Origin of the sequence: Methanoregula sp. (genome assembly GCF_023227875.1) — an archaeon.
GTDB lineage: Archaea > Halobacteriota > Methanomicrobia > Methanomicrobiales > Methanospirillaceae > Methanoregula.
In genome coordinates this window covers 179,817-199,760 of record NZ_JALOCH010000002.1, presented here as the reverse complement: position 1 = coordinate 199,760, position 19,944 = coordinate 179,817, and the positions used below count along the sequence as shown (strand labels likewise).

The following is a 19,944-nucleotide window of genomic DNA, read 5'->3' as shown; positions in this document are numbered from 1 at the left end:
TTTTCATCATCCGGCCACCTTTACAAAACCCTTCCGTATCACCGTGCCCGAGCCATAGGCATTCATGACCGTAAAGTTGATGGTGTAATTCCCGGGCAGGTTGTAGACGCACCAGGGATTTTTCTCCGTGCTGTCAACGATACCATCGTTGTCGAAGTCCCACGCCCAGCCGGTGATATTGATGCCGGCCGATATATCCCTGAACTGAACTGCAAGCGGTGTGTAGCCGGTTGTTTTGTTTACGGCAAACCGTGCCTGCGGCTCGCCGTTGGTAAGGGTGATGAAATCCGTTTCCGATGTGGTGTTTCTCCCGTATTCGTTCGTGACCGTGAGGTTGACCGTGAAGTTGCCGATCCGGTTGTAGACGCAGGAAGGGTTTTTCTCCGTGCTGTCGATGATACCATCGTTGTCGAAGTCCCAGGCCCAGCCGGTGATCCCTGTCCCGGTGGAATTGTCAGAGAACTGTACTGCCAGCGGGGGTATCCCAGCGGTGGCGTTTGCGGTAAAAGCGACGACCGGTACCAGTGTATTGACAAGGATGAAACCCTGCCGGGCGGTGCTGTTCGTCCCGCGAACATTCGTAACGCTGAGGTTGACGGTGTAGTTGCCGGGCCTGTTGTAGACGCATAGGGGGTCCCGTTCCGTACTGTCGATGACGCTGTCATTGTCAAAGTCCCACGCCCAGCCGGTGATATCCGTTCCGGTGGACCTGTCCGAGAACTGTACGGCCAGGGGGGATGTCCCGTTCGTGACATTGGCGGAAAAGTCCGGTTTCATGCCGGTTGTGACGGTGACGTACCCGGGTCCCAGCACCGTGTCCGTGCCGTATTCATTAAAAACGGTGAGGACAACGGAATAGTCCCCGGGTTTAGTATAAATGCAAACGGGATTTTTGTCCCTGCTGTCGATGACGGTGTCGTTGTCGAAGTCCCACGCCCAGCCGGTGATATTAATTCCCACGGAAATATCAGAGAACTGCACGGCCAGCGGGAGGGTTCCTTCGGAGACGTTCGCGGAGAAATCTGCGAGCATGCCGGTGGTGGCCAGGACAAAACCGGATCCTGCGGTTGAGTTTGTCTCGTACTCGTTCGTGACCGCGAGGCGGACGGTGTAGTTGCCGGGCTGCTTGTACACGCAGGTAGCGTTTCTCTCCCTGCTGTCGATGACGGTGTCGTTATCAAAGTCCCATGCCCAGCCAGTAATGTTCAGGTTTTCAGACAGGTCGGTGAACCGGACGGCCAGCGGCACGGGACCGGTTGTTGTGTTTGCCGCGTACATGGCAATGGGGGCGCGGCTTTTTGCCAGGATGAGATCTGTCCTGATGATCGTTTTACTCCGGGATGCATTGGCAATGGTGAGGTTGACGGTGTAGTTACCGGGCAGGTTGTACACGCAGACCGGGTTTTTCTCTATGCTGTCAACGATACCATCGTTGTCGAAGTCCCAGGACCACGATGCCGGCGTCCCGCCCGAGAGATCCTCAAACCGGACTACGAGGGGGACCCTGCCTTCGCTTGTGTTGACGGTGAAGTCCGGGTCAAGGACGACGATGTTTTCCCGGACGGTCAGGGGTGTTGCGAGCGCGAAGCGTGTACTGCCGTAACGGTTCCCGGTGACAAGGGTCACGGTGTAGGTCCCGGCCTTCTGGTAGGCATAGGCGGGGTTCTGCCGGGTGGAGGTGCCGCCATCGCCGAAGTCCCATGACCATTCCGTGGGGATACCGGTCGACGTGTCGGTGAACTGCACGGTAAAGGGCGCGGTCCCGATGAGCCGGTCCGCAATGAAGCCTGCCGCGGGAGCGACGGGAAGGTCACCGGGATCTGACGGGATGGCTGCCCCTGCCATGGAGCACAATGCCCCGCAGGCGATGGCGACCAGGACGAGTGCAGCGAGTGCCCGCCCGGAAAAAAGAGGGCGTGTCACTTGTAATCCCACCTGAGCGGGTCGCGCCGGCGTCCCCTGCGTCTGACATATGCGGCAATACTTGTCGTGAGGATGGCAATAGCGGCGATGGTCTCTGCTGCGAAGATCCAGGGATTCTTCCAGAACGCAGAGCCGCTGCCCGGAGCCGTGGCGGATTCCGCAGCGGCGACCCCGTTGTCGTTGCCATTGCCATCGCCATTCTGCTGAGCACCTGGTGCCGACTGTGTTGGCCACGGGGTGATCCGGACCTTCAGTTTGGGAGTCGGGGTCGGGACGGGTGTGGCAGTTGGCTCAGGGGTGGCGGTTGGCGTGGGTGTGACGGTCGGTGTTGCGATCATCGCTGCGAGGAATGCGGCATTCTCGCGGGCCGCAGCATCAGCGCTCGCAGTATTCCCACTGCTCCTGGAGGAGGAACTGGGCGTGCCCGTTGGGGGAATGTCCGTGACTGCCGTGAGGACAAACATCGAGAGACCGGTGGGGGAGTATGCGGTGAAGATGTCGTTGCCGAAAGGATCGATACCATTATACGAGGTATCAAGGACGGTGGTTTTGCCGGCATCCGACCGGTGCATGATGACAATGCTTCCCGTGCCGCCGTTGTTCGCGACCCAGGTATGGTCGATGGCCATCGTGATAGTGGCGCTCTGGATGATGCCGCTGCTGCTTACGGCGGCGTTTTCAATACCTGTTTTCGCGAAGGTGACGGTATATGCGGTGGCGACGATCTGTTTTTTGGCATCCGTTGCGGCGGCGGTGAACGAACTCTGTGCCGAGGTATCCGGATCGGAGGTAACCGTGCTGGTGATCGATGAGGTGGTGTCCGGGAGCTTCGACAGGGTGAGGGAGAGCGTGACGTTCGGCCTGCCGAGCGATTCGAGCGGGACGGTGATGTTCGCGGCCACGGCCTCGACGCTCTTAACCGTGCCGGTCACGTTCCCGTCATCGTTATCGTTTACCGTACTTGCGTCGAGCGTGATGTTGAAGTGGTCCCAGCTACTGCTGACGTTGGTCACGGTGAAGACGTTCCCGGTCCCTATATTCGTTGAGTTGGTAACGTTGAGGGCAATGGTCTGGGCGGAGCCGCTCGTGCCGGTTGTGACGCCGGTGAGAGCGAACGTGTTCGTGGTCGTGACCGGCTCACTGACCGTGATATAGCCGGATTTTGTTGACGTGTTGCTGCCGCCAAGGTTCGATGCAGTGAGGGATACGGAATAGGTACCGGAAATGTTGTACATGAACGCCGGGTTCTGGAGGTGCGAGGTATTGCCGTCCCCGAACTTCCAGAGCCACGCGGTCGGCGTGTTCGTGGAACGGTCCTTGAACTTCACGTTGAACGGCGCGATTCCTTCGGTCTGGTTCGCCTTGAAATTCGCAACGGGGGCTACCGGGATGGACGAGACAACTACCCACCCGCTGCCGTCATCAGGGTCTTCGACCATGTTCGTCCAGCCCATGCCCCGACCGTTCGACGAAGCATTCTTCCAGGCATAGACGTTGAACGCTGCGTGGCTGGGGAGGTAGCTGAAATCGTATTGTACTTTAACAGCACCGTCACCGATGAGATCTTCCGTTCCCGCGTACTCGGGCCCAAGGACACCGGCCCGGGTATCGATGAACATGAGCAGATACTGGTTTTTCGGATCATCCATATTCTCGCCATAGAATAGCGGGTACCGTGTGGACAACCCGGTGGGTTTCCAGCTCTGCGGCCCGTAGATGAAATCGTCCCGCGTGAATGTCTCATCAAGGGCATTAACCTGATAGGTGTACTGCCCCTTTGACGGCCCATTGTTGGCGGTGGCGTTGGGCGTCCATGTATATCCGCTGCTCCGGATCCGGACGGAGAACTCGTCCGGGATCGTTCCGTTCACGGCAAGCAGGAGGACGGCTTCATCCTGGAACTTCCCGCCACTCGTGTCCGTGATGTATAATGTCCCGGATTGATCCTTGGTGGTCGTGAATTGTCCTTCGTTGTTGGAAGCATAGTTCGAGATGTGGATGGCAGAGAGGCCGCCTGAGTTGGGGGTGACGTAATACGTGCCGTTGAGGTTGCTGTTCCACTTCGCGCCGTTATCGTTTGCTACGTGGACATTGACGCCGGTATATGCAGGGATCGCCCCGCTGAAATCCGTTACGGAGACCAGCCCGTTCTGCGTTGATGTGTCGGTTCCACCGTCATTCCCGGCGGTCAGCTTTACCGTGTAGTTGCCGGCTTTGGTGAATGTGTGGATCGGGTTCTGTTTGGTTGCGTTGGTGCTGTCACCATCCCCGAAATCCCACGACCACGAAGAGGGGAAGACCGTTGATGAATCCGTGAACTGGACGGTCAGGGGGACACGCCCGTTCACCGGTGTTGCCGAGAAAGATGTTGTGGGATGGGGGATGGCGGTGATGTTGTCATATAATGTACCATGGGCGTACGTTTCAGAAGTATATTGAGATATTTTAAAAGCATGAATTCCAGAATATCCCTGAGGTATAGTATAGGAAAATTGTTTCCACGATGTGCCTGAGAATCTGTAGAGGCTACTTTTCAGATTATCAAGATAGATATAATTTGTTTTTTCCCCTCCTTCCGAATTCGAAAGTGCCCACCATGTAATTTCTGATACATTTGTCAGATCAACATACTGCGTGATATTTGTCCTTCGATTTATTAGATTAACATCATACGTTCCTTGATGAGGGTTTATCGTTACAACCTTTGCCAAACCACCGGTAAGAGGAACATAGGGATCCCATCCGGTCAAATCACCGGTCTCGAATCCCGAGTTATCAACCTGATTGTACCTCCCATTTGGAGATACGGTGATAGGGGTGAGATTCAGGAAACTTTTACTGCCATCGGTATTCGCAACGGTGAGGTTGACCAGATATGTCCCGGGCGCGTACCAGTGAACCGGGTTCAGGCTGGTCGAAGTGGTGCCGTCACCGAAGTCCCAGAGCCGCGAAATGACGGTCCCGGTCGACTTGTCGGTGAACTGAATCAGGCACGGGGATACACCTGATGTGACATTTGCCACAAATGCCGGTTCCGGGATAGCAAGATGCGCCTTGGTAATTGCACTTGGCTTTACCACGGTATCCGTACCTTTTATGTTTTTTATGGTAAGGGTCACGTCATATGTTCCCACGGATGCGTAAGTATGGGACGGGCTCTGTTCCGTACTGGTTGAGCCGTCCCCAAAGTTCCAAGACCACTCCTGCGGGATGTTTGTTGAAGTGTCTGTGAACTGGACCGGGGAGGTGATATCGGCATTCGCAGTACTGTACATGAAATCCGCTACGGGTTTATCGGGAATGCCAAGAACCATGTAACCGTTGGGGTGGCCGGAGGAGCCCGTAACATCATTTGTCATGATGATGCCGGTACCGTGGCTACATGCCACGTACCAGCCGTAAACATTGAATGCCGCAAGACTTGTCAGGTTATTGAAACTGTACTCGATTTTAATCGGATGGCCGGTAATACCGCTCCGGAGATCGATGAACATGAGATGGAACTGATTGGCCGGATCGGTCTGATCTTCGCCAGAGTAGATCGGGTAACCGGGACTGCTGGAGGGTTTCCAGCTTTGTGGGCCGTAGAAGAAGTCGCTCTTTGTGAAAGACTGGTCCACTGCACCTTCCACATACGTGTATTCTGAGGGTGCATCGAGGTTTTCCGTACCTGGTTCCCCCAGTGCCCAGTCATCACCGCTGCTCCGGATGTGAACACTGAAATCGTCGGGAATCGTTCCGTTCACGGCAAGCATGAGGATCCCTTCGTGCATGGTAGGTTGTCCACCTGTAAAAGTGTACCAGAACGTGCCGGACTGGTTTCTTGTCGTAAAAACTGTACCATACTTGGATTTTCCGGTACTCACATCATTAGTAATATGCGGTGCATTTAATCCCCCACCGAGGGTATCAAAGGAGACAAAATACGTATTGGGGATATACAGGTATTGTTCTGCGGGAACCCCGTCCGAAACATCGCGTTTCACACCCTCGTCATTTGCGACATAGATATTGATAAAACGGAAATCAGACAGGGGCGCCTGCGTCATGACTGCGATATAACCGTTCTTTGTAACGCTGGTGCTCCCGTCGCCGTTGGTTACGGTCAGGGAAATAGTATAGGTACCGGTCGAAGTGAACGTGTTCGAAGGATTCTGGGCAGTACTATCGACAGTCCCATCGTTATTAAAATCCCATGACCATAACGTTGGCGAGCCGGTCGATGTGTCAGTGAACTGGACGGCCAGGGGCGCAAGGCCCTGTCGGGGCGTTGCGGTGAAGCTCGCAGTGGGTGTAGTTGCCATAGCCGGGACGACCATGAGTACGAGGCAGAGGAGCAGGAGCAGGGCGCCCATCCGGAGCGATGGCATGATCATGCACCCCCTCGGATCGCCGGTTGTTCAACAACGTTCCCTAGGTGAGGAACATCTTCTGCTTCAACCAAGATGCTAGTGATGATGGCCGGGCCCGGAACAAACAGAACTAGTTCCCGGGCCGGCGGACTGTTCCTAAAGTACATTGCAGGAGTATTTGACTATCAGCTATGTATAATGTTTTTATTTGATTTTCGTACAATATTAATTTAAAAAGGTTGATCGTTAATTGCAAAAACCTTATGTTACGGCTTCCCGAAATTCGGTGCATCCCTTGATGATATTGTCAACGGACCGGAATCCGGAGGTTCTGTACAAAGAGTAACTTACTCAGGAATGCCAGCGTTCCAATCGTCAATCTATTTGAGTATTTTGCTATGTCTAAAAAAGAGAGATAAGTTGCCGAAAACCGGCATTTGCTAATGGGTTTATAGATCAACTTTCCAGCCACTTGGAGCCGTACCCGAGGTACTTAACACTTTGTTGATCCAGTTGACCGCATTGGGTGCCTGTGCTGCTTGCTCGTTCCACGCATAGACATTGAAAGCGATTAATGCATCACTCGATGGATTACTGGTTATTTCATAAGTGATTTTTGTGAACCCATTGTTTTCTAGAGCTTGTGGAGTATATGTCTCATTATACCAAGTCCCATTAATTGTCCCCACCTTGGTATCTATCAGTATCATCTTGAATTTCTGCTCACTTGACATAATCTGGCCGTTGTAGATGGGATAATCCGTTTGGGGTGCAAATTTCCAGTCCTGTTGAATATCACTGCCAGTCAAGTAATGTCCAGAATTATATGGTTTTGCATTTAGCGGATTTACGTAATCAGCTTCAGGATCTACCTCATCAGGTATTCCTCCTGATTGCGGTATCCACTGATATCCATTTGTAGTGATATTGATTCCGAAGTTATTGATATCCGTCTGGTTGGTACTGTTAATTGCAACCATCAGGATAATATCGTCCTGCCCTCCCCGACCTCCGGTGTCCGAGACATAGAATGTATCGGGACCAACCGTCGTCTTGGTATAGACTCCACCTGGGAAGTTGGTTGGGCTGTCTGTAATGTGAATTGCTTTCGCCGATGCATCTGTAGTCATAATTGACAGGTTGAAATAATACGTTCCATCACTGAAATTGTCAAACCGAATGTCATTAACTGGAATGAACGTTTTGTTATTCGAAGGCCACTCAACCGCCGCCACCGGCACAACCGCCGCAGCGACAAAGAGGAGGACGACCGCCGAGGCCATCCACCACAATCTGTTCATGTGTGCTTGTTTTGTCATAGACTATACCTCCACGCAGGACACCGCCCTGCGAGCGTTAACAATTTGTAATTAATTTTTCAAATTGTTAACTAAATATCTCTTGATCTCATATGAGATGATATATTTATCGACTGAACAAAAAACGAAAATATACATTTGTTTCAAAAATTATGCAATATAATGACCCGGATTGCCGGCCGGACGAGTGGTGCGCGCAGGAGCGCCGGGGGATGTGGTGCAGGGAAGATTTTTATAGGGCAGTTCATGTATCAATTAAACCGGCGCCGGGGCGAGAATGAGTGCAACCCGGTATTGTTATGAAAATACAATCCTATTCCCGGAACAGATCGCCCGGTAGTTTCCGTCCCTTATCAGTACGATCAAAATCCCGGTCGAAACTGACGACAGAGAGTGCATGCTTCTCTGCTACCGCATACTGGTAGGCATCATCGAAATCGAGACGATACCGGGTTGAGACATCAGTAAGCAACTGGTAATCTTCGGGTAAAAGAGGGAGAATGCGGATCCCGGATGCGAGGAACCTCCTATTGACAAATTGCAAAAAATCCTGTGGTTTGTGCGCCTTAAGAAAGATCACTCCCAGGGTATGGAGAGAAAAATCGCTTACATACAGACGTGAGAGATCGGCACGATGGAAAAACCCGCGGACTTCTTCAAGGCGGTCACGTTTCAGGATATATTAGAAGGAAAATATTGGTATCGAGAAGGTACATCAGGTGCTCCGCCAGAGAAGAGCCTCGTGCTGGAGATCCACCGATGAAAACCGGGAACTGAATTCCGGGAGTGTGCCCTCGGAAACGAACCGAAATGTTCTGGAAGGCATCTGTTTCGAACGTTTCACAAGTGCATCAATATAATGAATTGCTTCCTCACGTAAATCCGGAGGCAGGATGCGGATTTTTTCATCGATCGACTCAGATAACGACATGACACTTATCCACTATTTGCCTTTAGTATAATACATTCTTTTCGCATACCGGATTTCAGGAAATGGTTATCGGTATCATCCTCCCGGGTAAGCCTACTCAGGCCTGCGGATATAGTGGGAATAATTTGCCAGGAAATACTCTTCAGGAAGTTCACGCAACCGGGGAAGTTGTTTCGGATCCGGATCTCGAAAGATTTCCGGAACGGTAATATCAGCCCAATAGATTGGATTCATGGCGTAGAGCCGGAAGGATACCGGGGGACACCAGCCGGGGACAGGAGCAAAAGGAATGAATCATTCCAGAAGTTTCAGGAACTCCTCTTCAGAAAGTTCCGCCGCTTTGATGATGGAACGAAGTGTTGTACGGTCGAGTTCATCATGGAGAGGAATAGTAACATTGAGGGTAGTGTCCGACAGTTGCTTTTTCATACGGACATGACTACCCTTCTGGCGTACAAATGAGAATCCCGCCCGGGTCAATACCCGGATTGCATCGCTGCCGGATAATACCGGGAGGTTCTTCACACAGCAACCTCGATAACCCGTGCACCTTTTCCCGGGAGGATATCCTCATCAGGTTCAAGGTACAGGGAGATCGCTTCCCGGATATTTTGTTTTGCTTCCCTGATTGTCCGGCCCTGCGAGATACAACCGGGAAGGGTAGGGACCGTTACAACAAACCATCCATCTTCGCCTTTGGTAATCACAACTTTCAGGTGCATGGTCTTCCCCCTTGGGTTATTGTACTTGTTCGAACCTTAAATGGATAATCTTTGTTGTAACCGGGGCCTGGTCTGATGTAGACGACAATAAAACCCAATCCGCAGCGATGCCGACGGCCCCGCATACGAGTGCAACGAGTGCCCGCCCGGAAAAAAGAGGGTGTGTCACGTATAATCCTACCTGAGCGGGTCGCGCCCACGTCTCCTGCGTCTGACATATGCGGCAATACTTGTCGTGAGGATTGCGATCGCGGCGATAGTCTCGGCAGCGAGGATGAAGGGGTTCTTCCAGAACACGGAGCTGCTGCCTGAGGCCATGACGGATTCTGCGGTGGCGACCCCGTTGCCATCGCCATTCGCAGGAGATCCCGGTGCTGACTGTGTCGGCCACGGGGTGATCCGAACCTTCAGTTTCTCTGTCGGGGTCGGGACGGGTGTGGCGGTTGGCGCAGGGGTACCTGGGGAAAGTGGTGCTGGGAAATATTTTTATGGGGACGAATGAGGATCAGCTTAACAGACGCCGGGGTAAGATGGGGGGCAGTCCTACCGGGGTATCGTGTACAAAAAACTGTCGACCTCATTGGCCCATCCAAAAAAACGCGACTAGCAGAAAAACCAAGAATAAAACCGTGTTCCCGGATCACGGGACACAAACCGGGTATACGTAGATAAAACAATTATTTAAATAAATAAAAAATCTACGTAATACTATGGGCACCATCACTCTCACCATCGAAAACTCCACGGAAGAAAAATTCCGGGAGATCGTCAAAAAGAAACTAGGCACAAGGAAAGGATCTCTTGGGGAAGCAACCACGCAGGCCCTTGAATTCTGGATGCATCACGAGACGCAGGAAGAGATCGCACGGGACGCCTTGGCCCTCCTGGACACCGGGTACAATTTCGGGAAACGTCGCTATTCAGAACGAAAGGATCTCTATGACCGGTAAACCCGCACTCGTGGATACGAATATCCTCTGCTATGCATTCGATACGGGCGTCCCGGAGAAACGGGAGGCCGCACGCAGGCTTCTTGCACGGGTCTTCAAAAACGAGGAGGCTCTTGCAGTCTCGGTCCAGAATCTTGCCGAATTTGCCGTTGTTACACGGGAGAAGATGGAACACCCGCTGCCGGATGAGATTATTACCCGGTTCATCGAGGACATCATCGCGTTCGACGGCTGGACGGTTGTCCGTTACGATGCCGGGACGGTTACCCGGGCCATCGGGATTTCCCGGGCCGGCACCATACATTTCTGGGATGCACTCCTTGTCGCCACCATGCAGGAGCAGGGAATCGATACGATCTGGTCCGAGGATGCCCATTTCTCAAAAATACCCTGGCTGACGGTAAAAAATCCGTTCCGGCCGGGATAACCGGAAGGACACCTTGCTGTGGATAAGACCCGGCCTTTCGTAAAAACAGGTAAAACCAGAATTGATCCGGGCGGGTGCATACAGGGGAACCGGAATAGATGCGGAAAGAAAATATTCTTAAGGAAAAGCCGGAGGATCAGCTTAACCGGGGCCGGGGAAATGCAATCCGGCAGGATATACGAAACAAAATTAAAAAAAAACCTGTCGACCCTATCGGCACATCCCAAAAACATGCCGGAAAGACTAATATTTCCGGCACATCCTCACGGCCCGGAAATCGACAACCGAATCGACAACCCGCTTATGCCATCACGTACCGCGTCGCACGTCCTTTCCCGTCGACACGGATCACGTTGTTCTCAACCATCTGCATAAGCTCCTTACCTGCGGCCTGCCGGGAAATGCCATACAATCGCATCAGATCGCCACTCTTCACCGAACCATGGGCATGGATGTACTCAATAATCTTCATCTGCTGCCCGGTAAGAGCCACCTGCCCTCCTGCCACCTTCCGGTGCTCATCGGACGAGAGCCGCAGGACCCGCTCTTTCACCCGGGAAAGCGAGATCTCCACACCTTCCGTGAAGTACTCCAGCCACTCTGTCTCCCGGGCAGGGAGGGGTATCGGACCGGGGGTAAAATCCGCCAGGGAATTGCCCGGGAGATCTCAGGTATCAAGGTACATATACTCCGGAAATAAGTGTTGTTGATGACACTGAACGGGGACCAGGAAATGGTTCTGACCGCCATCTTCAACCTCGGCAAGGGAGATATAACCACACCAGTCACCATCGGCGCAATCCATCATGCATTCTCCGATATGGATGTCCGTGACCTTGTTAAGCACCTGCTGGTCCTGCTGGACGCCGGCCTCATTGCAAATGCCGGGAAGACCACGGAGAAGATCGGGAATACGTTTGTCATAACCTCCAAGGGAATTGATTATTATAACCGGAATATCGGGAGACCGTACCCCAAAGAGCAGACAGCCGGGAAAAACCTGCCGTAATGAGAAAGATCAGTGCCCGCCCGGAACAGCAGCATGCCGGAGGATTACCTCCAGGGGGGAGCCCCCGAAATCGGCATTCGGCCGCATCATAAGGTACTGCTTCTGCGTTATTTTCATGCAATGTTCCATGTCGTAATCGTTTTCCATGGCGTTGTTAAAAGACAAGGGATTGATAATACGGAACGATGAGAACATATCCACACCATATTCAAAAAAGGCATCCGGGATAAGCGAGGATCCAATCCCATACATCCCGATAACACGGGCGTTCTTTGCTGCCTTGATATGCCTATCAAAGCTGTTATCCACCAGTGTTGACGTACTCAGCAGCACTACATCGGCAGCGCCAAGTATCCTCTTGCTGTCATCTGGTGAATGGTACTCGACTACTGACGGGAGGCCTGTACATTCATCATCAATCAGAACGCTCTCAAGAGTCTCCGGGGGATTGATATGAATAACATGGATCTTGCGGCAACAGGTATGAATCGGTGCAATCTGGCTTCCGTACCCTACGACAACTACGGTCTGGTCCGGGGTTATTACCTGTGAAATCGCCGGGAAATCCTGGATAAACTCATCGCCGGTCTTCCAGCATTGGGAGAGATACCCGCGCCGGCGAATACCATTGCACCCGAGAAATTTCTGGGACAATGCGCTCATGCAGGCAATGCCAATCGATCGTTCAAGGGGGTCCTGCGACAGGATTCCCTGTTCAGCGAGAGTGAAGAGAGGTTTTCCGATGAGCATGCGCAGGGTCCGGATCGTGGGTTCTCCTCCCCTCCCGTAAAGGGTATTGATATCAACGCTGTTTGTAGCAATTCCGCATTCGTCACGGGAACCGATCACGGCATTCCACCGGGGTTTTATCGCGATGCGGAGAAGTGTTCCCTGGCGTTTCCGGTTCTCACGGTACAGGGCGTACAACCGTTTGAGGGTTGCAGAAAGAACATCATTCCCGGATCCCTTGATTGCTGACATGATGGTTCCCTTCCACTTTGGATGATCGTGTGATTGCAGTAAAAAATTAATGGCCTTTTATCTTTGGCTTGAACATCTTCTTGAAGATCATGTCGCTGCCGGTGTTGCAGGGCAGTCCATACTCCTCCTTTTCCTCGATATATACCATGAACCGAAGTTCCATGCATTCACACGTCGGATAATGAAAGTTCCCACCAATGCCTATTTAAATTCAATGAAATGATTTCAAAAAGCGATTAATAACGGTGGGTTCAAGAACATTTCAGGTTGATGCATAATATCGTGTTTCCATTAATCATCGGCAAATCCCGGGAGCCCGCCGTTCATTTTGGAACCGTGGGGTCCCGGGAGGAGCATACATCATGAACCGGCATCGTATACCCCTGCTCGAATTACACGTGATGAAAACCATGAAGATCAGTGCACGAAACCAGATTCCGGGCCCGGGGATGCAGGATATATCCGGCATATGAAGGATGAGGGGGCCGGATCCCTCGAGCCCCCCACCCCCGTAATAATTCCAATAATCTGCTGAGCTGTCGCCGGGTCCACAACCCGTGCAAGCACAATACCGGCGATCGCGGAAAAGATCACCCAGAACACTTTCTTCACCTGTTCGTTCTTCCCAAACGCCTCGATCTCCGAAAGGTCGCCAGACCTTGAGGGTGAGAAGAATTTCCATCAATTCTTCGAAGCGGCATTCGCATCCGCCAGCATCTCCCGCTGAATCAGTTTTGGCAGGAAGACGAAGAACGCGTACTCGTTCTCCTCCTCCTGCGGGTCCTGACGAACCCTTAGGAATACGAAGAGCGGCAGGAACAGGACCGCATCCCCGATGAAGGCAAGGATAATCTCGGTCCTCCCCCATTTCATAACGTCAGCATTTGAAGATAATCCGACTCATCCGGGAAAAAGAGTTTGTTCCTCACCCCTCCCCCATCAACCCCGCCACCAGCCCCTCAATCACATAATCCACCCGCCGCATCCGGTCACGTATCCGGACCCAGGAATCCTCATCCACCTCTTCGGAGATGAGCGGATCATCGCTGTAGACGAGCAACCTTCCTTCATCATGTTGAGGGTTTTCAGACCCGAAACACGAGAAGACCCGAGGGTCTTCGGAGTCAGAAGTAACACACCACCCGATACTCCATACGAGGGCATCGATATCCGGATTCTCAAGCGATGGCCTGATCAGCGCCGCGATCTCCGGGTTCGACAGAACCGCAACCGGCTTGCCGTCGACCATCCCGTTCCTTAGCTCGGCAAGTTCCCTGCGCCGGGTTTCGAGCGTGACGAGCAGCTCATCACGCAGGGAGAGCGAGAGGTCGTCGCCCGCTGAGGAACAGATCCTGTCGGCCTTGTCGAGCTTAAGATCGATTGCGGGAATCCCGGGCTGGAAATTATCGTTTACCTCCGTAATTATTTTCATGGCGAGCCGGTCCTCCGGCCGATCAGGGTCCGGTACCGCTTTCACGGTAACGGATACGAGCTCGGTAATACCGTGCCGGGTCAGTTCTTCCCGTGCTTCGGGACAGAGTATCCCGGACAGCTTCATTGCGGTACCCCGCCCGGCAGGTGTTTCCGGAAGCGTCTCATGGATCCCGGCACCAACGAGCATGCTCTCTTCTCCTTCCATCTTTCTTTCATCATTTTTTTCTGTCATAACAAAATCTCCTGAAATTTTTCCTGTTCCTGATTGTCTGAATTTTTTTTCCCAGTAAACGATTCATCTGTCATATCCGATCCGCGGGAATCCCGGCCCGGACAACGGCCGCCCCCCTCCGCAAGAGGAGATCTTCCCCGGAACATCACCGGGGCTTTTCTGACCTCCAACCCGTGTTTTTGCCGATCCCCCGCTGTAGCCCTGCTGCCACCCGTGATTTTGGGGCATGGATACGGCACATTCCCGCCAATCGGAGACCGGAACGGGCGTCTCCCGGAACTACCCCGTGGTTTTCCGGCGAAACACCGTTGTCTGATCCCGTAACAGGGGGAATCGGAGGCCAAAATGGCCTCTGTCGGGCTTATCTCAGGTATCCCCCTCGTTCACCGTCGGAGAGGAGGTTCCCCCTGCGGGAGAGGGAGTCTCCGGGGATCCCGCCGGTTTTTTTCTGGCAGATCGTTTCGTGCCCGGGCCCGGCTTTTCCGCTCCCGACAGTAATTCCAGGATAACCGGATCGAGAACATTCGTACCGCCGCCAGCCTGTATCGCTGCATTGCGTTTTGCGAGCCAGCGGCGAATCCGCCCGGAGGGATCTGCATCCCCGGCACCTGCCTGTGCAGCGACCGGTGTACCGGGATCGACCCCGCCGGCCGGGCAGGAAGGCCGGGGATCTCCGGGACCCGGGTCTTCGCGGCCGGTGACGTCCGGCTTCTTCCCCATGGACACAATCCTGCTGCGATCGAGCTCTTCGAGCCCGGCCTCCGTAACACGGAAGAACCGCAGCCTGCCGTACCGAGAATAGAGCCAGAGTTCGCAGCATACCGGTCCCCCGCGGGGGAGCGAGGCCAGCTCGGCAACCGAACGGGAATACTCCTTCTGGATCTCAGGCAGGGTAGAACGGATTTTTTCAGACAGACGGAGCCGGACGATCCCGAGATACCCGTCTCCTGCAATTATAAAATCGCCGGGGTAATAGGGCGATGCCATGAAGAACATCACCCGCCCGAGTGCGAGTGCAACGGGAATCGCGATCCTGAGCCCCCGGTTCGGCGCCGGTCCCCGTTTCATGCGACAGACTCCCTGCGACTTCTCCGCACATATTTTCCAGCCCCGGGGGCGATCCCGACAATTTCAACGAGCGCCAGTTCCGTCTTCCGGAAGACCGTCCGTACCGGCCGCCGTTCCGGCCGGTCGTCCCCGACATGCCTCCGTGCCCATTCCAGTTCTTCATCCTCCCGTCCGGCACCTCCCGCACCGGACAGCTTATCATCACGCTTCGATACCTCGCGGGAAGGTCCGGCAATGCCTTCGCTTCGAAGTTCGGCTGCCAGCCTCACTTCTCTTCGCAGGGGTTTTCCGGAAACCTCTTCGCTTCGAAGTCCGGCTGCCAGCCTCACTTCTCTTCGCAGGGGTTTTCCGGAAACCTCTTCGCTTCGAAGTCCGGCTGTCTGCCTCACTTCTCTTCGCAGGGGTTTTCCGGAAACCTCTTCGATTCTCCGCACCGGGGTCCCGGGGGACCCCGTAATTTTTTCATCATCGTGTGCTGTCATGTATTTCACTTCTGTTCTGGTCTTTGGCGGTTGTTCTCAGGAACGAGAGCCTCTGCTATCGCCGGGGGAATACCCGTATGCCGGACCGGCGGAGCCCCTGCTGGAAGCAGTGGCGTATCGTATCCCTGGTACTCATGCAGGGCAGGTTGTTCGCCCGTCCCGTGCAGGGATCAGAAAACCCGTCCGGCGTTCACCGTTGTATTCCGGATATCCCGGGCAAATGTATACCGGCCGGGGCGCCCGAACGGTATTCCCCAGGGCCGGTGATCAGTATCTTCATCGCGCCGGATGGAGTATACAATGCCGTGGAGAGAGGGGTAAATTTGCCATCTCCCGCCATACTCCGGACAAAATCCCGGAGCACAGTTCCCATCATTCCGCACACGGTGAGCATGGAAATATAGAAGAACCTGGCGTAACGGGCGGCAGGCGTTCGTGGATAGCCGATCTGCCGGATCCTCCTTGCTATTCGTGAACAGAAATTACCGGGCATTGTATATACAAACTGTAATAAAAACCAGGATATATGCTTGCTGGTAGCTGCGAATCCGGTGGAAGTCATACCGGGAAAAGACCGGTGATACGTTCAGGAAACCGGCAGACTTATGCATTTTTCCGGTCCCGGGATATGAAGCGCGCAACGCCGGGCCGGAACATCTGCGAAACCCCCCCGCCTGCATCCTTCGAGTGGTTCGAAGAGCCTGCGGCTCTTCTCATCCCCGACCCTCAAAGAACTCTGATGAGTTCTTCTCATCATCATAGTTCAGATGAACTATTCGGATTCTGATGAAGGTCTCAGATTCATCAAAACCACGAGGTTCTCCAGAGCATTTTTTCCGGCCCCTCCTGATCAAAACCGGGTTGCAAGAAGGGCATCCAGGTATTCCGAGGGACAGGCTCCGCTCTCCGGGTTGAACCAGACCTCGATCACCGGTTTACCGGTAATGCAATGGAGTTCGACAAGACCGTATTTGTGGATGATGTTCACCTGACCCATTGCCGTCTCCCGCACGTAGAGTTCCTCGTTCCCCAAAAAAGCTGCGATATCCGCTTCTGTTACCGGGCGGGAGAGCCGGTATTCCCGGCGCGTCCAGCCGGGATATGGGGGAATGGGGGGTGGGAAGGAAGAGGACATGCTGGTATTTGTATCTGGGAGTTCCAGGTTATTATTCCCATCTGCCAGTGTATCTGGTCAGGCGTCATGAAATCCACCACGCCCATTCCGGACCCCCATTATAAATTAACATTTTTCATTATACAATGTATGAATGTTAAACACATTTGTGCTCTGTATAAATAGTATTTTTACCATACATAATCACACTCGTATGCAAAACCGATTTATCCCTGTGGCCGGTCTTCTCATAACCCTCACAGCACTCCTGATAACAACGGTATCTGCCACGAATGTGTCCTGTTCGCTCTCCGTTGCCTCTATTCCCCAGGGGAGTGAGGTAATGATTGATGGCAACTATTCCGGCATTACTCCCGTGACGGATGTCCCTGTCCTCTGTGGGTCCCATACGGTCCGCGTGGACAAGAATGGGTATGAATATTACTCATCCAACTTCAGTATCGAAGAAGGAATGCACCGGGATATTATTGCCAACCTCAACCGGTTACCCGACCGGGGCAAGGTAACGATTCGGTCAGAGCCCCCAGGCGGGGATCTGTTAGTTGATGGCAAAATCCGTGGGGTAACACCGCTTATTGTTGACGACCTGATGCCCGGACGCCACGAAGTCCTGATAAGGAAAACAGGATATGAAGATTATCGTGACGTTATTTCCGCAGCCACGGATATAACAACGGAATATACGGAATACCTCGTCCCGTTGCCCGGGACCGGTTTCCTGAGCGTGACTTCCTTCCCGGAAGGAGCAGACGTGCGTGTTGATGGCAACGAGGCCGGGACGACACCCACAAATCTTCAACGGATCACGTCCGGAAACCACACGGTCGATATTACCAGGGCCGGCTACTGGAATTTTACCAGTATCGTTACTATCAGGGGGGGGGAATCCACGCTGGCCAAAGCCGACCTTGCCATGATCCCCACGACATGTACCCTGTATATTGATTCATCACCGCAGGGGCAGGGAGTTTACCTGAATGATACGTTCAAAGGATCTACTCCCGTAACCCTTGAAACGATTCCTTCAGGAGATTATATCCTGCGGATGTTCCGGTCGCAGAATAGTGCACTGGTGAACCGGTCATTCACGTTCAGTCCGGGTTCCACACACGAGATCTTGGTTGATCTCACCGATAGTACCGGGGGGTCCGTCACCGATAATGTATGGCAGTACCGGAACGAGAGCAGCATGATGAGCCCGCCGGGCTGGTTACGAGTAAACACAACCCCGGTTATTGAGAAGAAGTACACGTGGATCGCAAATAATCATGAAGCAACAATTACCCTCGATATCCCTCAGGATCTCTATACTTATTTCAAGAACCAGCCACACCCGAAGAACGTCAGTTCAGGTATGTTAGCCGGTTATGCAATCAATGAGAGGGACCGGCAGTTTCTGCATAACCTGGTGGTACAGCTCAAGGACGCCAGTGATTTCAAAAGCTACCGTGCCCGCAACGATTACCGGAACGTGGTTGCATTTGTCCAGAATATTGTGTACCAGGAGGATATTGATCCGGTAACAAAACAGGAAAGTGACTATTGGAAATATCCTCTGGAGACACTTGCCGAAGGGAATGGCGACTGTGAGGACACCGCCATCCTTGCGGCGGCATTGCTTAAGGAAATGGGGTATGATGTTGCAGTCGTCATTTTACCGGAACACGCGGCTGTGGCAGTAACCTGCGAAACCTGTAACGGGTATTATTATCCCCTTAATGGCAGGCGGTACTATTACCTTGAAACCACCGGGTCCGGGTTCTCCCCGGGCACCATGGATGCACAATTCCAGACCGCAAAGGCAACGATCATCCCCATTTAATGAGAGGAATATACCATGCCGCGAGATCCCAGCCACAATACATTACCTATCCCCACCGGGTTCACGGGCCGCTCCCGCAGGGGTACAGCAATCATGGAGGCGGCCATCGTGATACTGCTCATTGCAGCGATCGTGTCAGGAGGATGTATCAATAAGTTTACGCAGACGGCCGAACCTGAGCAAACCCCGGGGATCGCCCTCCCGGATACTTCCATGGCTGAAAATGCCCCTGCCCTGCCTGCCCGTACATCGCCGGTGTCACAGATCCCGGTTGTGGAAATGACACCGGTGAAATCCGAAGCCGTAAAAGAAGTAGCGCCCATCCTGACACCGGATCCCTACCCCGTGCTCCATGCAAACCAAATCAACAGCACCCTCCCCTACAACCGTCTCGACCGCAGTATCGAATTTGAGAAAAAATACCATTTGACCGGGGGAGCAGAAGGCCTTCTGGTTAATGTTGCCGAGGGGCCGTTGTATATCGTCTATGTAGTCTCTCCTCAAAACGATTGCCTGAATGATGCCTGCAGAGGAGATCTCACGAAACCGGTCCAAAGGCCCTACCTGAGAATAACCGTAAGGGACAACCAGACACACGAAATTGTGGCAGAGGATGGATATGGATATGAATATAGTTCCGATACCGGAAAGCAAAAAATAACCGAAGACATCACCCATGCTGACGGATCAGTAACGACCTATACAGGACCAACGATCCCACGATATATTCCGGTCTATAAAGAGGGGACCTTCCACATTACCATAGAGGGTGCATTCCTGGATGCAGAGGTAAAGATCCTGACCGGTGCCATGCCCTCCCGGCTCGATACGGAAACCAGTACGGACTCAGCCACTTCATACACAAGTGTTTATTCCGATGAAACGTTTGGCTGAATTTGTAAAAAACGGAAAAATTACACAAAAAATATTGGTGATTCATCATTTGGTGCCACCAAACCTCTGAGATCAGGTATGAAAACCAACAATTAATTGAGGATTTTTAAAAAGAGGGAAAAATCAGCGCAGGAACAACCGTCTGAGGGTTATCGCGTCATGGGGGATGCCACAGTGGCGGGGGCGGAGGTGGAACCGAAGCCCCCAAGAACGTCTAAAGTGTTCCCCCATAGAGATGATTTCCTTCAATAGAAACTTAAAAC

At 53.1% G+C, this 19,944-nt stretch carries 20 protein-coding genes; 5 read left to right on the top strand and 15 right to left on the bottom strand.

Features of this window, described 5'->3' with window-relative positions; all coding sequences use genetic code 11:
- Positions 1-6 precede the first annotated feature (6 nt).
- The 8 genes from M0R30_RS03350 to M0R30_RS03320 all read right to left on the bottom strand — a co-directional run bounded on the left by M0R30_RS03350 (position 7) and on the right by M0R30_RS03320 (position 9,565).
- Positions 7-1,923 (bottom strand): PKD domain-containing protein, encoded by a 1,917-nt coding sequence (locus M0R30_RS03350; protein ID WP_292543305.1) that lies wholly within the window; start codon positions 1,921-1,923, stop codon positions 7-9.
- The gene (locus M0R30_RS03345; protein ID WP_292543303.1) at positions 1,920-6,293 is read right to left on the bottom strand and encodes a PKD domain-containing protein; all 4,374 of its coding nucleotides are present in this window, start codon (positions 6,291-6,293) and stop codon (positions 1,920-1,922) included. Before M0R30_RS03345 ends, M0R30_RS03350 begins: the two co-directional genes overlap by 4 nt.
- A 431-nt stretch (positions 6,294-6,724) precedes the next feature.
- The gene (locus M0R30_RS03340; RefSeq protein ID WP_292543300.1) at positions 6,725-7,594 is read right to left on the bottom strand and encodes a hypothetical protein; all 870 of its coding nucleotides are present in this window, start codon (positions 7,592-7,594) and stop codon (positions 6,725-6,727) included.
- Positions 7,595-7,907: 313 nt separating this feature from the next.
- On the bottom strand, positions 7,908-8,270 hold the full coding sequence (locus M0R30_RS03335) for a PIN domain-containing protein (protein ID WP_292543517.1): 363 nt from the start codon (positions 8,268-8,270) through the stop codon (positions 7,908-7,910).
- Between the two features lie 39 nt (positions 8,271-8,309).
- Positions 8,310-8,525 (bottom strand): DUF2281 domain-containing protein, encoded by a 216-nt coding sequence (locus M0R30_RS14735; RefSeq protein WP_366513091.1) that lies wholly within the window; start codon positions 8,523-8,525, stop codon positions 8,310-8,312.
- A 294-nt stretch (positions 8,526-8,819) separates the two neighbouring features.
- The gene (locus M0R30_RS03330; RefSeq protein ID WP_292543296.1) at positions 8,820-9,050 is read right to left on the bottom strand and encodes a type II toxin-antitoxin system HicA family toxin; all 231 of its coding nucleotides are present in this window, start codon (positions 9,048-9,050) and stop codon (positions 8,820-8,822) included.
- On the bottom strand, positions 9,047-9,247 hold the full coding sequence (locus M0R30_RS03325) for a type II toxin-antitoxin system HicB family antitoxin (protein ID WP_292543295.1): 201 nt from the start codon (positions 9,245-9,247) through the stop codon (positions 9,047-9,049). Before M0R30_RS03325 ends, M0R30_RS03330 begins: the two co-directional genes overlap by 4 nt.
- Positions 9,248-9,424: 177 nt before the next feature.
- Positions 9,425-9,565, bottom strand: coding sequence for a hypothetical protein (locus tag M0R30_RS03320; RefSeq protein ID WP_292543293.1), 141 nt, complete (start codon positions 9,563-9,565; stop codon positions 9,425-9,427).
- Between the two features lie 392 nt (positions 9,566-9,957).
- On the opposite strand from M0R30_RS03320, the gene M0R30_RS03315 reads away from it, so the two are divergent.
- Both M0R30_RS03315 and M0R30_RS03310 read left to right on the top strand, forming a co-directional pair.
- Positions 9,958-10,197, top strand: coding sequence for a hypothetical protein (locus M0R30_RS03315; protein ID WP_292543290.1), 240 nt, complete (start codon positions 9,958-9,960; stop codon positions 10,195-10,197).
- Complete coding sequence (locus M0R30_RS03310; RefSeq protein WP_292543287.1) at positions 10,187-10,624, top strand: PIN domain-containing protein; 438 nt, start codon at positions 10,187-10,189, stop codon at positions 10,622-10,624. Before M0R30_RS03315 ends, M0R30_RS03310 begins: the two co-directional genes overlap by 11 nt.
- Positions 10,625-10,925: 301 nt before the next feature.
- On the opposite strand, the gene M0R30_RS03305 is transcribed toward M0R30_RS03310, so the two are convergent.
- Positions 10,926-11,198, bottom strand: a complete 273-nt coding sequence (locus M0R30_RS03305; RefSeq protein ID WP_292543285.1) for a hypothetical protein — start codon at positions 11,196-11,198, stop codon at positions 10,926-10,928.
- A gap of 159 nt (positions 11,199-11,357) precedes the next feature.
- On the opposite strand from M0R30_RS03305, the gene M0R30_RS03300 reads away from it, so the two are divergent.
- Entirely contained in the window at positions 11,358-11,633 is a 276-nt protein-coding gene (locus M0R30_RS03300) for a hypothetical protein (protein WP_292543282.1), read from the top strand.
- 9 nt (positions 11,634-11,642) lie between these two features.
- Here M0R30_RS03300 and M0R30_RS03295 read toward each other — a convergent pair whose 3' ends face one another.
- From M0R30_RS03295 to M0R30_RS03270, 6 genes are all read right to left on the bottom strand, one after another.
- The gene (locus tag M0R30_RS03295; protein ID WP_292543280.1) at positions 11,643-12,614 is read right to left on the bottom strand and encodes a DUF364 domain-containing protein; all 972 of its coding nucleotides are present in this window, start codon (positions 12,612-12,614) and stop codon (positions 11,643-11,645) included.
- A 681-nt stretch (positions 12,615-13,295) separates the two neighbouring features.
- Complete coding sequence (locus M0R30_RS03290; RefSeq protein WP_292543278.1) at positions 13,296-13,487, bottom strand: hypothetical protein; 192 nt, start codon at positions 13,485-13,487, stop codon at positions 13,296-13,298.
- Between the two features lie 52 nt (positions 13,488-13,539).
- On the bottom strand, positions 13,540-14,280 hold the full coding sequence (locus M0R30_RS03285) for a hypothetical protein (RefSeq protein ID WP_292543276.1): 741 nt from the start codon (positions 14,278-14,280) through the stop codon (positions 13,540-13,542).
- A gap of 366 nt (positions 14,281-14,646) precedes the next feature.
- Positions 14,647-15,348: a hypothetical protein gene (locus M0R30_RS03280; protein ID WP_292543274.1), complete on the bottom strand. Its 702-nt coding sequence runs from the start codon at positions 15,346-15,348 to the stop codon at positions 14,647-14,649.
- On the bottom strand, positions 15,345-15,830 hold the full coding sequence (locus tag M0R30_RS03275; protein ID WP_292543272.1) for a hypothetical protein: 486 nt from the start codon (positions 15,828-15,830) through the stop codon (positions 15,345-15,347). Before M0R30_RS03275 ends, M0R30_RS03280 begins: the two co-directional genes overlap by 4 nt.
- An 850-nt stretch (positions 15,831-16,680) precedes the next feature.
- Positions 16,681-16,965 carry a hypothetical protein gene (locus M0R30_RS03270; protein ID WP_292543269.1) on the bottom strand — a complete coding sequence of 95 codons (285 nt, stop codon included), beginning with the start codon at positions 16,963-16,965 and terminating at the stop codon, positions 16,681-16,683.
- 193 nt (positions 16,966-17,158) lie between these two features.
- On the opposite strand from M0R30_RS03270, the gene M0R30_RS03265 reads away from it, so the two are divergent.
- Positions 17,159-18,787 carry a PEGA domain-containing protein gene (locus tag M0R30_RS03265; protein WP_292543266.1) on the top strand — a complete coding sequence of 543 codons (1,629 nt, stop codon included), beginning with the start codon at positions 17,159-17,161 and terminating at the stop codon, positions 18,785-18,787.
- Positions 18,788-18,802: 15 nt separating this feature from the next.
- Positions 18,803-19,681: a hypothetical protein gene (locus tag M0R30_RS03260; protein WP_292543264.1), complete on the top strand. Its 879-nt coding sequence runs from the start codon at positions 18,803-18,805 to the stop codon at positions 19,679-19,681.
- The last annotated feature ends 263 nt before the right edge of the window (positions 19,682-19,944 follow it).